The 13,669-nt window shown below is 52.6% G+C and carries 15 protein-coding genes; 11 read left to right on the forward strand and 4 right to left on the reverse strand.

The annotated features are described in order from the left end of the window. Nucleotides 1–206: 206 nt before the first annotated feature. Together CKQ54_RS08600 and CKQ54_RS08605 are read right to left on the reverse strand one after the other, a co-directional pair. Nucleotides 207–809 carry a peroxiredoxin C gene (locus CKQ54_RS08600; RefSeq protein WP_095924927.1) on the reverse strand — a complete coding sequence of 201 codons (603 nt, stop codon included), beginning with the start codon at nucleotides 807–809 and terminating at the stop codon, nucleotides 207–209. A gap of 224 nt (nucleotides 810–1,033) precedes the next feature. After that, on the reverse strand, nucleotides 1,034–1,615 hold the full coding sequence (locus tag CKQ54_RS08605; RefSeq protein WP_120160813.1) for an acyl carrier protein phosphodiesterase: 582 nt from the start codon (nucleotides 1,613–1,615) through the stop codon (nucleotides 1,034–1,036). Between the two features lie 134 nt (nucleotides 1,616–1,749). On the opposite strand from CKQ54_RS08605, the gene queA reads away from it, so the two are divergent. The 5 genes from queA to secF all read left to right on the forward strand — a co-directional run bounded on the left by queA (nucleotide 1,750) and on the right by secF (nucleotide 7,411). Continuing rightward, nucleotides 1,750–2,820 (forward strand): tRNA preQ1(34) S-adenosylmethionine ribosyltransferase-isomerase QueA, encoded by a 1,071-nt coding sequence (queA, locus tag CKQ54_RS08610; protein ID WP_113876156.1) that lies wholly within the window; start codon nucleotides 1,750–1,752, stop codon nucleotides 2,818–2,820. Nucleotides 2,821–2,931: 111 nt separating this feature from the next. Continuing rightward, nucleotides 2,932–4,056, forward strand: a complete 1,125-nt coding sequence (tgt, locus tag CKQ54_RS08615) for a tRNA guanosine(34) transglycosylase Tgt (RefSeq protein WP_015698345.1) — start codon at nucleotides 2,932–2,934, stop codon at nucleotides 4,054–4,056. A 162-nt stretch (nucleotides 4,057–4,218) separates the two neighbouring features. Then, the gene (gene yajC, locus CKQ54_RS08620) at nucleotides 4,219–4,551 is read left to right on the forward strand and encodes a preprotein translocase subunit YajC (protein ID WP_013576670.1); all 333 of its coding nucleotides are present in this window, start codon (nucleotides 4,219–4,221) and stop codon (nucleotides 4,549–4,551) included. A gap of 27 nt (nucleotides 4,552–4,578) precedes the next feature. Further along, nucleotides 4,579–6,426 carry a protein translocase subunit SecD gene (secD, locus tag CKQ54_RS08625; RefSeq protein ID WP_112287489.1) on the forward strand — a complete coding sequence of 616 codons (1,848 nt, stop codon included), beginning with the start codon at nucleotides 4,579–4,581 and terminating at the stop codon, nucleotides 6,424–6,426. 73 nt (nucleotides 6,427–6,499) lie between these two features. Continuing rightward, a complete protein-coding gene (gene secF, locus CKQ54_RS08630) occupies nucleotides 6,500–7,411 on the forward strand; it encodes a protein translocase subunit SecF (protein WP_211334002.1) in 912 nt (303 codons plus the stop codon). 79 nt (nucleotides 7,412–7,490) lie between these two features. Here the strand turns inward: secF and CKQ54_RS08635 are convergent, their stop codons facing one another. Continuing rightward, a complete protein-coding gene (locus tag CKQ54_RS08635; protein ID WP_120160811.1) occupies nucleotides 7,491–8,078 on the reverse strand; it encodes a DUF3251 domain-containing protein in 588 nt (195 codons plus the stop codon). A gap of 160 nt (nucleotides 8,079–8,238) precedes the next feature. Here CKQ54_RS08635 and nrdR point away from each other — a divergent pair, with 160 nt between their 5' ends. The 6 genes from nrdR to pgpA all read left to right on the forward strand — a co-directional run bounded on the left by nrdR (nucleotide 8,239) and on the right by pgpA (nucleotide 12,591). Further along, a complete protein-coding gene (gene nrdR, locus CKQ54_RS08640) occupies nucleotides 8,239–8,688 on the forward strand; it encodes a transcriptional regulator NrdR (RefSeq protein ID WP_015698341.1) in 450 nt (149 codons plus the stop codon). 9 nt (nucleotides 8,689–8,697) lie between these two features. Further along, complete coding sequence (gene ribD, locus CKQ54_RS08645) at nucleotides 8,698–9,852, forward strand: bifunctional diaminohydroxyphosphoribosylaminopyrimidine deaminase/5-amino-6-(5-phosphoribosylamino)uracil reductase RibD (RefSeq protein WP_113876154.1); 1,155 nt, start codon at nucleotides 8,698–8,700, stop codon at nucleotides 9,850–9,852. A gap of 124 nt (nucleotides 9,853–9,976) precedes the next feature. Continuing rightward, on the forward strand, nucleotides 9,977–10,447 hold the full coding sequence (gene ribH, locus CKQ54_RS08650; protein ID WP_095924936.1) for a 6,7-dimethyl-8-ribityllumazine synthase: 471 nt from the start codon (nucleotides 9,977–9,979) through the stop codon (nucleotides 10,445–10,447). A 20-nt stretch (nucleotides 10,448–10,467) separates the two neighbouring features. Next, entirely contained in the window at nucleotides 10,468–10,881 is a 414-nt protein-coding gene (nusB, locus tag CKQ54_RS08655; protein ID WP_013576663.1) for a transcription antitermination factor NusB, read from the forward strand. Between the two features lie 166 nt (nucleotides 10,882–11,047). After that, the gene (gene thiL, locus CKQ54_RS08660; protein WP_120160810.1) at nucleotides 11,048–12,034 is read left to right on the forward strand and encodes a thiamine-phosphate kinase; all 987 of its coding nucleotides are present in this window, start codon (nucleotides 11,048–11,050) and stop codon (nucleotides 12,032–12,034) included. Between the two features lie 62 nt (nucleotides 12,035–12,096). Then, complete coding sequence (pgpA, locus tag CKQ54_RS08665; RefSeq protein ID WP_112287661.1) at nucleotides 12,097–12,591, forward strand: phosphatidylglycerophosphatase A; 495 nt, start codon at nucleotides 12,097–12,099, stop codon at nucleotides 12,589–12,591. A gap of 79 nt (nucleotides 12,592–12,670) precedes the next feature. On the opposite strand, the gene CKQ54_RS08670 is transcribed toward pgpA, so the two are convergent. Then, the gene (locus CKQ54_RS08670) at nucleotides 12,671–13,645 is read right to left on the reverse strand and encodes an aldo/keto reductase (protein ID WP_112287494.1); all 975 of its coding nucleotides are present in this window, start codon (nucleotides 13,643–13,645) and stop codon (nucleotides 12,671–12,673) included. Nucleotides 13,646–13,669 lie beyond the last annotated feature (24 nt).

Consider the following 13,669-nt stretch of genomic DNA (forward strand, 5'->3'; position numbering starts at 1 on the left):
TGTGTGATAACGCTTTTTTGTGTGTTTTATCCGATCAGAACTATGCAAACTGCACGCCATAATGACCGGAGTGGAACATTTTCAGCGTAGACGTAAAACAGGCAGAACAGGGAGCGGGAAGGGGAAATTGTGATCGTGCCGGATGGCAGGCAAAAAAAAACGGCCAGCTAAGCTGACCGTTATTGACCTTGAAATCCGTGAAGGGATTACAGGTTTGACGCGTTTTCTGTCAGGTATTTAGCCACGCCGTCCGGAGAAGCGCCCATACCTTTTTTGCCTTTTTCCCACTGAGCCGGGCACACTTCGCCGTGCTCTTCGTGGAATTGCAGTGCGTCAACCATACGCAGCATTTCGTCGATGTTACGACCCAGTGGCAGATCGTTCACTACCTGGTGACGAACAACGCCTTCTTTGTCGATCAGGAAAGAGCCGCGCAGTGCAACGCCAGCGTCCGGATGTTCGATACCGTAGGCTTTCTGAATTTCGCGTTTGATGTCAGCAACCATCGCGTATTTAACAGGACCGATACCGCCTTTCTCAACAGGGGTGTTACGCCATGCGTTGTGAACGAACTCGGAGTCGAAGGACACGCCTACCACTTCTACGCCACGTTTCTGGAATTCTTCGTAACGGTGATCGAAAGCGATCAGCTCAGAAGGACATACGAAAGTGAAGTCCATTGGCCAGAAGAAGATAACAGTAGGTTTGCCTGCAGTGTGTTTTTTGAAGTTGAAGTTTTCAACTACTTCGCCGCTACCGAGAACTGCTGCTGCGGTGAAGTCAGGGGCTGGACGAGTTACCAGAACCATAATATTACTCCTTATGAAACCCTTACGGGCGTCGTAGGTGAGAAGGAAGGGTGAACAAAACGACTGCCAGTATAGGGGCAACCCGCAGGTGAATAAACCCCATCGCACCAATCAATCAGATAGCATCCGGCTATCAGTCTTTGACGTAAGTCTCAAACTTTTTTAACAACAACCTTTTGGATTGCAGGGAATTGCGGATGGAATCACAAAATTCGCAGTGTTTGTCAGATTTGCCGGTCTTTCGCCTGTTGCATCATGACCGGATAAAACTGCCAAAAAAGCTGTTCGAGGGCGTCGTAATTGAGCTCGATATCATGGAAGGAACCGGTCAGCGCGCCGAGCTTTGGCCGCCGGTTAGCCATGCCTCGCAATACGTCGCCAATAAAAGGCAGCACGGCATAACGTTCCATCCAGCGTTCCGGCCATAAATACGCATTCAGATTCTGGAAGCGTTCCGGCATTTCAGGCAACTGTGGCTCGATTTCCTGCTGGCAGCCGTCAAGAAAATCTTCCAGCGACTGCTGAGGATGAATGCTGTCCCAGTGACGTGAGAGAAAATGATCCCAGACCACATCGAGCGTGATGGGCGCGACGCGGCGAAAATCTTCACGAAAATAGCTGCGGGCAATTTTCACTTCCGGCAGCGAATCGGTCATGGTATCTACGCGGCGATGCATACGGATCCCGCTGACAATTTCAGCTGAATATTGTCCGTCAGGATTGCCGCGAACGAAGTCAGCCAGCAGGTTGCCGGTCAGTGAGCTTTGGGCCAGTGAGGCCAGATGGAGGTGAGCGAGAAAATTCATGACGGCAGTATAACGCAGGAAAGTTGATCTCTGACAGGGCAGCGGATGCCTTTATTGACGCAGATGCTTGCAGGGGATGCCCCGTCCCTCTAGACTAAGCCGCCTGTTTTTGTCGTTAAGTGAAGTGAAAAGCCATGCGTGTTGCCGATTTTTCTTTTGAACTCCCTGAATCCCTGATTGCGCGCTATCCGCAGACCCAGCGCAGCGGCTGTCGTTTGTTGTCTCTGGACGGGCCTAGCGGTGAGTTAACGCACGGCGTGTTCACCGATATTCTCGATAAAATCCATCCCGGCGATTTGCTGGTATTTAACAATACCCGCGTGATCCCGGCCCGCGTGTTTGGCCGTAAGGTCAGCGGCGGAAAAATTGAAGTGCTGGTTGAGCGTGTGCTCGATTCGCACCGCGTTCTGGCGCATGTGCGTGCGTCCAAATCGCCAAAACCGGGCGCAGAACTGCTGCTTGGTGATAAAGAAGATATTAAAGCGACGATGGTGGCGCGCCACGATACGTTGTTCGAGCTGGAATTTAATGAAGATCGTGATGTCTTTACTCTGCTCAACGAAATCGGCCATATGCCGCTGCCGCCTTATATCGACCGTCCTGATGAAGATGCTGATCGTGAACTGTATCAGACCGTCTACAGCGAACGTCCGGGCGCGGTAGCTGCGCCAACCGCTGGCTTACATTTCGATGAGCCGCTGATGGATGCGCTGAAAGCCAAAGGTGTGGAGTTTGCTTTCGTCACACTGCACGTGGGCGCAGGGACTTTCCAGCCGGTTCGGGTGGACACCATTGAAGACCACATCATGCACGCTGAGTATGCCGAAGTGCCTCAGGAAGTCGTGGATGCGGTGCTGGCGTGTAAAGCGCGCGGCAATAAAGTGGTGGCCGTGGGCACAACGTCTGTGCGTTCGCTGGAAAGTGCGGCGAAGGCCAGTGAAGATGCATTGATTGCGCCATTCTTCGGCGATACCAAAATCTTCATCTATCCGGGTTATCACTATCAGGTGATTGATTCCCTGATTACCAATTTCCACCTGCCTGAATCGACGCTGATCATGCTGGTGTCGGCGTTTGCCGGCTATAAAAATACGATGAATGCCTATCATCAGGCCGTCGCAGAGCAGTACCGTTTCTTTAGTTATGGGGATGCGATGTTCATCAACCGTAACCCGCTGGCGCCGCAGGAAGTGGTCGGCCAGTAGCTTTTTTGTAATTAACGGTCCGGACGCACTCGGTGCATTCGGGCTTTCTTTTCCGGGCATCATGCCACGGACTTAACCTCATCAGACTGTTTCTCTGATGCTGGAGGCAATGTGAAGTACGAATTAAGCACTACCGATGGCCGCGCACGTCGCGGACGTCTGGTCTTTGAACGTGGCGTAGTCGAAACCCCGGCATTTATGCCAGTGGGTACTTACGGCACCGTAAAAGGCATGACCCCGGAAGAAGTAAAGGAAACCGGCGCACAGATTTTGCTGGGTAACACTTTCCACCTGTGGCTGCGCCCGGGGCAGGAAATCATGAAGCTGCACGGCGACCTGCATGATTTCATGAACTGGCACGGCCCGATCCTCACCGATTCCGGCGGTTTCCAGGTATTTAGCCTGGGCGCGATGCGCAAAATCAAAGAAGAAGGTGTGCATTTCCGCAATCCGATCAACGGAGATCCTGTCTTCCTGAGCCCTGAAAAATCGATGGAAATCCAAAACGATCTGGGTTCGGACATCGTGATGATCTTCGACGAATGTACGCCTTATCCTGCTGACTGGGATTACGCAAAACGTTCTATGGAGATGTCTTTGCGCTGGGCAAAACGTAGCCGCGATCGCTTCAACGAATTGAATAATAAGAATGCTTTGTTCGGTATTATTCAGGGCAGCGTTTACGAAGATTTACGAGATGTATCATTAAAAGGGCTGGTAGATATCGGCTTTGATGGTTACGCTGTGGGCGGCCTGGCGGTAGGTGAGCCAAAAGAAGATATGCACCGTATCCTCGAACACGTTTGCCCGCAAATCCCGGAAGACAAACCTCGTTATCTGATGGGTGTCGGTAAACCTGAAGATTTGGTGGAAGGCGTGCGTCGCGGTATCGATATGTTTGACTGCGTGATGCCAACGCGTAATGCGCGAAATGGTCATCTTTTCGTGACCGATGGCATCGTGAAAATCCGAAATGCGAAGCATAAAGATGACACGTCAACGCTCGACGAACACTGTGATTGCTACACATGTCGCAATTACAGCCGCGCTTACTTGCATCATCTTGACCGTTGCAACGAAATTCTCGGTGCGCGGTTAAATACGATCCATAATCTGCGCTATTACCAGCGTCTGATGGCCGGTTTACGCCAGGCTATAGAAGAGGGTAAATTAGAAGCGTTTGTGACAGACTTCTACGAGCGTAAAGGCAAGCCTGTTCCGCCTTTAAACTTCTGATTTCTTTTTCGTATCGGCATCTTCGAAAGGGGGTGCCGATTTTATAATTTCTTGAACCGGCATTATGGGGTATTGTGCGAGACGTTTCATCGCCAGACTCCGGGTCGGATTCTCGGTTTGTATTACATCAATTTGCTTCACAACAACAATGAGGGAATTTAAATGAGTCTTTTCATTTCCGATGCAGTCGCAGCGACCGGCGCACCGTCACAGGGAAGTCCTTACTCTCTGGTTATCATGCTGGTGGTTTTTGGTCTAATCTTCTATTTCATGATCCTGCGCCCGCAGCAGAAACGTTCTAAAGAACACAAAAAACTGATGGACTCTATCGGTAAAGGTGACGAGGTCATGACCACCGGTGGTCTGATCGGTCGCGTAACTAAAGTAGCCGAAACCGGTTATGTGGTTATCGCACTGAACGACACCAACGAAGTGATGATCAAACGTGACTTCGTGGCAGCAGTTCTGCCAAAAGGCACGATGAAGTCTATCTAATTTTCGATTTTCCCGAAGGGAACTGCCGTGTTAAACCGTTATCCTGCGTGGAAGTATCTGATGTTGATCGTTGTGGTCATCGTCGGTTTGCTTTATGCACTTCCCAACCTTTATGGTGAGGATCCGGCTGTTCAAATCACTGGTGCTCGGGGTTCCGACGCCAGTGAAGCAACGCTGGACCAAGTCCGTAACGTATTAGATCAAAGCAAAATCCAGATCAAATCAGTTGCTCTGGAGAATGGCGCTATTCTTGCCCGTTTCAAAGACACGGATGTACAGCTTCGTGCACGTGAAGCGCTGACTGAAGCGCTGGGCGACAAGTTTGTTATTGCACTGAACCTCGCGCCGGCAACGCCGCGCTGGTTGAGCATGCTGGGCGCTGAGCCGATGAAGCTGGGCCTCGACTTGCGTGGTGGTGTTCACTTCCTGATGGAAGTGGATATGGATACCGCGCTGAGTAAGCTGCAAGAGCAAACGATGGACAACATGCGCAGCGACCTGCGCGACAAGAATATTCCTTATGCCACGGTGCGTAAGCTCGACAACTATGGCGTTGAAGTGCGTTTCCGCGATGCTGCTACCCGTGATTCTGCGGTCAGCTACCTGAGCCCACGTCACCGCGATTTAGTGATCACCAACAGCGGCGATAATGCAGCTCGCGTGGTGATGACTGATGCTCGCCTGAGTGAAGCGCGCGAGTATGCCGTTCAGCAAAACATCACTATCCTGCGTAATCGTGTCAACCAATTGGGTGTCGCCGAGCCGCTGGTACAGCGTCAGGGTGCTGACCGTATCGTGGTTGAGTTGCCGGGTATTCAGGATACTGCGCGTGCTAAAGAAATTTTAGGCGCGACCGCGACACTGGAATTCCGTCTGGTAAACACCAATGTGGATGCTTCTGCTGCTTCAACCGGTCGTGTACCGGGCGACAGCGAAGTGAAAAACATGCGTGATGGCCGTCCGGTAGTTCTGTACAAACGCGTGATCCTGACCGGTGACCATATCACTGATTCTACATCCAGCATGGATGAGTACAATCAGCCGCAGGTTAACATCTCTCTCGACAGCGCTGGCGGTAACGCCATGTCTAACTTTACGAAGGATAACATCGGCAAACCGATGGCTACCCTGTTCGTGGAATACAAAGACAGCGGTAAGAAAGATGCGAATGGCCGTTCGATTCTGGCGAAACAGGAAGAAGTCATCAACGTGGCGACGATTCAGTCACGTCTGGGTAACAGCTTCCGTATCACCGGGGTGAACGATCCGAATGAAGCCCGTCAGCTTTCTCTGCTGCTGCGCGCCGGTGCGTTGATCGCGCCAATTCAGATTGTTGAAGAACGTACTATCGGCCCGACCTTAGGGATGCAAAACATCACTCAGGGTCTGGAAGCGTGCTTGTGGGGTCTGGTGGCATCCATTCTGTTCATGGTGGTTTGGTACCGTAAGTTCGGCATTATTGCCACGACTGCGCTGGTGGCTAACCTGATTCTGATTGTCGGGATCATGTCGCTGCTGCCGGGGGCAACGCTGACCATGCCGGGTATTGCCGGTATCGTGCTGACGCTGGCGGTAGCCGTCGACGCCAACGTACTGATAAACGAACGTATCAAGGAAGAGCTGAAGAACGGACGTTCCGTTCAGCAGGCGATTCATGAAGGCTATAAAGGCGCGTTCTCCAGTATCGTCGATGCCAACATTACTACCCTGATCACGGCAATTATTCTTTATGCAGTGGGTACCGGTTCGATCAAAGGCTTTGCTATCACCACCGCTATCGGTGTAGCAACCTCGATGTTTACGTCGATCGTGGGAACCCGTGCAATCGTGAACCTGGTTTACGGCGGCAAACGCATTAAAAAGCTGTCTATCTGAGGAGTGCGTTGTGGCACAGCAACAACCATATACTGTTGAACAACTGAACTACGGCCGTAAAGTCATCGACTTTATGCGCTGGGACAACGTGGCCTTCTGTATTTCAGGCCTGTTGTTTATCGCTTCCGTCGCGATTATGGGTGTTCGCGGATTCAACTGGGGTCTGGACTTCACTGGCGGTACCGTCATTGAAATCAGCCTCAGTCAGCCCGCTAACCTCGACGACATGCGCGCCGATCTGGAAAAAGCAGGATTCAAGGATCCTGTTGTTCAGAACTTTGGCAGCAGCCGTGACGTGATGGTTCGCCTTCCGCCTGTTTCCGGTAATGCCGGTCAGGAACTGGGGAATAAAGTCCTCAGCCTGGTAAACGCTGATATCGACAAAGACGCCACCGTAAAACGTGTCGAGTTTGTGGGTCCGAGCGTGGGTAACGATCTGGCGCAGGCTGGCGGCATGGCGCTGCTGATGGCGCTGATTTGTATCCTGATTTACGTCGGGTTCCGTTTTGAATGGCGACTGGCGCTGGGTGCGGTAATCGCACTGGCGCACGACGTGATCATCACCATGGGCGTATTGTCGCTGTTCAGGATCGAAATTGACCTGACCATTATCGCGTCCCTGATGTCGGTTATCGGCTACTCGCTGAATGACTCCATTGTGGTGTCGGACCGTATTCGTGAAAACTTCCGCAAAATTCGTCGCGGTAACTCTTACGAAATCATGAACGTGTCCCTGACCCAGACGTTAAGCCGTACCATTATGACCTCAGCAACCACGCTGATGGTGGTACTGATGCTCTATATCTTTGGCGGTGCGTTGCTGGAAGGCTTCTCTCTGACCATGTTGATTGGTGTGTCAATTGGTACTGTTTCGTCAATCTACGTGGCGTCTGCGCTGGCTCTGAAACTGGGCATGAAGCGTGAACACATGTTGCAGCAGAAAGTGGAAAAAGAGGGCGCAGATCAGCCTTCGATCCTTCCGTAATTTGCCGAGGGTTCAGCTACTGACCTGAAAACAAAAACCCCGCGATGCGGGGTTTTTTTTGGTCTGTAATTCGCCGCTGCTATTTAGCCACGACAGGCGCTGTGGCAGTCGCTACGACCGGCTGTGCCGGCGGTGTCGCCACAATATTATGCAGGTGTACAAATCCCAGCGTGTCGACAGTCACCTGATTAAACTTCACCTCGACGGTTTTCACCGGCCCCGGCAATAAATCTGGCTCGACAGTAATCGTCTGGGTTTGCATATCGACGGTCAGCGGTTTGCCGGTGACCGGATCCAGCTGTCCCCAGCTTAAAGAAGCCGTAAACGGCGGCAATGGCTGACCGGAGGTGTTTTTGATTTCAAGCACGGCCTGAACGCCTGTGGCATCCGGAGCGACGCGGATCAGCTGAACTTCCAGCTGGCCGATATCACTTTTCAGCAGCGCGGCGCTTTTCGCTGCCGGCAATAAATACACGCCATTCGATGACTGGCGGTTAAGCGTGGTCTGCTGCTCCAGCGCGATGGCCAGATCTGTCAGGCGTTGCAGTTTTTGATTGAGCTGACCCACTTCCGTTTTAAGTTCCGGCATTTGAGGATTTTGCTTCGCGCAGCCCGCCAGACTGAATAACGCGGCACAGGCCAGTAAAAATCGCGGGTGTTTCGTCATATCAGAGACTTCCTTTCATCTGCCCGTTGAAACATTCCGTCCGGGCACCAATATAGATAGCTAAGTTTAACCCGATGTCGATGAAAGTAGCGACAGCCTTTGTTGTCGGCACACTTCGGGTTAAACTAATGTCCAATTGAGTTCGCGATCAGGAAGTGCTATGCATTGCCCATTTTGTGCCGCTGTTGATACTAAAGTCATCGATTCCCGTCTGGTAGGCGATGGATCGCAGGTTCGCCGCCGCCGTCAGTGTCTGGTGTGCCATGAGCGTTTTACCACCTTTGAAGTGGCTGAACTGGTGATGCCACGCGTCATTAAAAGCAATGAAGTTCGCGAACCTTTCAACGAAGACAAACTTCGCGGCGGTTTTCTCAAAGCGCTGGAAAAACGCCCGGTCAGCTCTGATGATGTCGAAACGGCCATCAGTCACATTAAGTCGCAACTGCGCGCAACCGGCGAACGTGAAATCCCAGCCAAGATGATCGGCAATCTGGTGATGGACGCCCTGAAAGGGCTGGATAAAGTCGCCTACATTCGCTTTGCCTCGGTGTATCGCAGCTTCGAAGATATCCGTGAATTTGGTGAAGAGATCGCCCGTCTTCAGGACTAAGGAAAGCTGATGCTGCCTGACCAACCGTCTTCTGTTCAAAATCTTTCTGATGAATCACCTGCTGATGAACGCTATATGGCGCGCGCTTTCGAACTGGCGCGTCTCGGGCGTTTCACCACCACACCCAATCCCAATGTGGGATGCGTCATTGTATTAAATGGCGAAATTGTCGGCGAAGGCTATCATTTGCGTGCCGGTGAACCGCACGCCGAAGTCCATGCTTTGCGCATGGCCGGTGAGAAAGCCCGCGGCGCGACTGCCTACGTAACCCTCGAACCTTGCAGCCATCACGGGCGCACACCGCCTTGTGCCGATGCCTTGCTGGCCGCCGGTGTCAGCCGCGTGGTCGCCGCGATGCAGGATCCGAATCCGGAAGTCGCCGGTCGCGGTTTATACCGCCTTAAACAGAATGGTATTGACGTCAGCCACGGGCTGATGCATTCCCAGGCAGAAGCCGTAAACCTCGGTTTTCTCAAACGCATGCGTACAGGTTTTCCTTACGTGCAGCTGAAAATGGGCGCGTCTCTGGATGGCAGAACGGCGATGGCCTCCGGCGAAAGCCAGTGGATCACGTCTCCGGCAGCCCGTGCGGATGTTCAGCGTTTTCGTGCTGAAAGCTCGGCCATTCTGAGCACAAGCGCCACCGTGCTGGCCGATAATCCTTCGCTGAATGTGCGCTGGAGCGAACTGGGCAGTGAAGTGCAGGCGATTTATCCCGAGGGAAATCTGCGCCAGCCGCTGCGTATCATTCTCGACAGCCAGAATCGTGTTACACCGCAGCATCAGCTGGTGAATATTCCCGGTGATGTCTTGCTGGCGCGCCTTGAAGCAGATTCACAGGTCTGGCCGGAGTCCGTCGAACAATGGCGCGTGGCCGGGCGCGATAACCGTATTGATCTGGTTCTGCTGATGATGCAGCTGGCAAAACGCCAGATAAACGCCATCTGGGTGGAAGCGGGCGCGCAGCTGGCCGGCGCCTTATTACAAGCGGGTCTGGTTGATGAATTAATCGTTTATATGGCGCCTAAGTTATTGGGTAATAATGGGCGAGCACTTTGCGAGTTGCCCGGTTTGCAACATCTGACTGATGCGCCGGAGTTTGCTTTCAGCGATATCCGCCAGATTGGCCCTGACTTACGTTTACGCCTGAAACCGGTGTACTGAGAATTTTACTCCCCCCTGATGGAATGACGTTAAAAGCGCATGTCCAGACAGGGTAATTTTATGATAGAATCCGCCCCCCTGCGGCTGGGGTTGAGAAACTCCTGAACCCACTTTAAGGAAAACTATGAACGTTATCGAAGGTGTTGTAGCCACGCCTAACGCGCGCGTAGCGATCGCGATTGCTCGTTTTAACAACTTTATCAACGACAGCCTGCTTTCCGGCGCTGTTGATGCGTTAAAGCGTATCGGTCAGGTCAGCGATGACAACATCACCGTAGTCTGGGTCCCGGGCGCATACGAATTGCCTCTGGCAACCCGTGCACTGGCTGAAAGCGGTAAATTTGACGCGGTTGTTGCACTTGGCACCGTGATCCGCGGGGGCACTGCCCACTTTGAATTTGTAGCGGGCGAATGCAGCTCTGGCCTGTCCAGCGTTGCCATGAACAGCGAAATCCCGGTTGCCTTTGGCGTGCTGACCACAGAAAGCATTGAACAAGCCATCGAACGCGCAGGGACAAAAGCCGGTAACAAAGGTGCAGAAGCTGCACTGACCGCGCTTGAAATGATTAATGTTATCAAGGCTATTAAGGCCTGAATCTAGTTAAGGGGAAATCCGTGAAACCTGCTGCTCGTCGCCGCGCCCGTGAATGTGCCGTTCAGGCGCTTTACTCCTGGCAGTTGTCGAAAAATGACATCGCCGATGTTGAATTAGAATTCCTGACCGAGCAGGATGTCAAAGACGTAGACATTGCCTATTTCCGCGAACTGCTGGCTGGTGTAGCAAACAGTGCTGAGAAACTCGATGCACTGATGGCGCCATACCTGTCCCGCCAGCTGGATGAACTGGGCCAGGTGGAAAGAGCGATTTTGCGTCTGGCTCTGTTTGAGCTGAGCAAACGCCAGGACGTCCCTTACAAAGTGGCGATCAACGAAGCCATTGAACTGGCGAAAACTTTTGGTGCGGAAGACAGCCATAAGTTCGTCAACGGTGTGCTGGATAAAGCAGGCCCGCATATTCGTAAAAAATGATCATCAAAAAAGTGCCGGCTTCAGTCACAAATGGCGACAGTCATTTTCGCCTGAATACCGCCTCTGTTGATAATCTGGTGATGTCACCTGGTTTATCTTTTATGTGACACCCCTCTTAAGGCCGGATTTCCGGCCTTAAGTCATTCTAACGATTTGGAAATGTACTATGTCATGCGGCGAATTTGATGTAATCACTCGCTACTTTAACCGTTACAGAACCGCCCGACAGGACGTTCATTTAGGCATTGGTGATGATTGTGCCTTACTGACGGTTGGCGAGAAGCAGCTGTTAGCAGTCAGTACCGACACTCTGGTTGAAGGCATTCATTTTCTAAAAACGATTTCACCGGCCGATTTGGGCTATAAAGCTCTGGCGGTAAACCTCAGTGATCTGGCCGCGATGGGCGCTGATCCTGCCTGGGTTTCTCTGGCACTGACGTTGCCGGAAGTCAACGCCGACTGGCTGCAGGCATTCAGCGACAGTCTGTTTGATCAACTTAATTATTACGGCATGCAGCTGATTGGCGGCGACACCACCCGCGGTCCGCTGAGCATGACGTTAACCATTCAGGGGCTGGTACCCGCAGGGCGCGCATTAACCCGTTCCGGCGCAGGTATTGGTGACTGGATTTTCGTGACCGGAACGCTGGGCGACAGCGCTGCGGGGCTCGCCATTCTGCTGGAACAGCTGAATGTGACGGAGTCCGATACCCGTGAATTCCTGCTTAAGCGTCATCTTCGGCCGTCGCCGCGCGTGTTGCAGGGGCAGGCATTGCGTGATTTAGCGACATCCGCTATCGATCTCTCCGACGGGCTGATTTCGGATCTTAAACATATACTGAATGCCAGTGAATGTGGCGCGCGCCTCGATCTCGACGCGATCCCGTTATCTGCGGCATTAAAGAATGTCACGGATCCTGAGCAGGCGCTGAAATGGGCACTGACCGGTGGTGAAGATTACGAGCTTTGCTTCACCGTGCCGGAAATCAACCGTGGCGCGCTGGATGTAGCGCTAAGCCATCTGGGTGTTGATTTCACCTGTATCGGGCAGATTGCGCCGCTGTCTGAAGGAATTAAATTTTTGCGTTCAGGCGCACCGGTAGAACTTGAATGGCAGGGTTTTGATCACTTTGCCGCAGAGGAATTGCTGTGAATATTGGCCGTAAAAAACGCCCAGCCGGGTATAAAGGCAAAACCGGTGATCCGGTTCAGGACATGGCTGCGGCCAAAAAACGTTTAAATCTGCGTAATCCATGGCACTTGCTGGCAACCGGTTTTGGCAGCGGATTATTCCCGGTCGGGCCGGGCACCGCAGGTTCCATCGCCGCGATCCCGTTCTGGATTGTCATGACGTACCTGCCGTGGCAGGTCTATTCCATGATCGTCATGTTCAGTATCTGTATCGGCGTGTATCTCTGCCGTCAGACCGCGCGCGACATGCGGGTTCATGATCACGGCAGCATTGTGTGGGATGAATTTGTCGGCATGTGGATCACGCTGATGGCGATCCCTGTGAATGACTGGCGCTGGGTGTTGATCGGGTTTATCGTTTTCCGCGTACTGGATATCTGGAAACCCTGGCCGATCCGCTGGTTTGATCGCAACGTGCAGGGCGGAATGGGCATCATGATCGATGATGTCGTCGCCGGTGTATTGGGTGCGGCGATCATCTATCTGATCGGGCATCACTGGCCGATTGGCTTGTTCTGATTTGCATTAAATAGCAGTAAAAAGGCGTTGCCAGGTTTGCCCTGACAACGCCTTTTTTATGACTTCAAATCACTTCGGATCATTTGAAACCGGTGGCTTCGTGCGGCACGTAGGCCATTTCCAGTTCGGCGATTTCTTCAATGGAGAGTTTTATCTCCAGTGCGGCGACAGCATCTTCCAGATGAGCTGCGCGTGAAGCGCCGATAATCGGAGCCGTTACCACGTGCTTGCTCAGGATCCACGCCAGTGCGATCTGCGCGCGCGGTACGCCGTGATCTTCGGCAATTTTACCCACACGTTCAGCGATTTTACCGTCAGCTTCATCGGTAGCGTCGTACAACGTTTTGGCAAAATTGTCGGAAACTGAACGTGCGGTGGTTTCTCCCCACGGACGGGTCAGTTTGCCGCGTGCCAGCGGACTCCACGGCAGCACCGCGATGTTCCTTTCCAGACACAGCGGATACATTTCGTTTTCTTCTTCACGCTGGATCAGATTGTATTGATCCTGCATCGACACAAAGCTCGCCCAGCCATTTTGCTCTGAGACATCCAGCGCCTGTTTAAACTGATGCGCATGCATGGATGATGCGCCGATAAAGCGTGCCTTACCGGCTTTCACGACGTCGTTTAGCGCTTCCAGCGTTTCCTCAATCGGTGTTTCGTAATCCCAGCGATGGATTTGCAGCAGATCGACATACTCCATGCCAAGGCGGCGCAGGCTGTCATCGATAGATTGCATAATCGAGGCGCGCGACAGTCCCGGCTTCAGGCCAGTGACCGCGTTATAGACTTTGGTGGCGACGACAATCTCATCGCGTTTTGCGAAGTCTTTCAGGGCGCGACCGACGATTTCTTCACTGCTGCCGTCGGAATAACTGTTGGCGGTATCAAAGAAATTGATACCCGCGTCGAGTGCCTGCTTAATGATCGGGCGGCTGCTTTCTTCGGGCAGCGTCCAGGCATGAGTTCCGCGATCCGGTTCGCCAAACGTCATACAGCCCAGACACAGGCGTGAGACGTTCAGACCGGTTTTTCCTAAGGTGGTGTATTGCATGACATCTCCTGGTAAACACAAGTT

It is taken from the genome of Rahnella variigena, from assembly GCF_003610915.1.
GTDB lineage: Bacteria > Pseudomonadota > Gammaproteobacteria > Enterobacterales > Enterobacteriaceae > Rahnella > Rahnella variigena.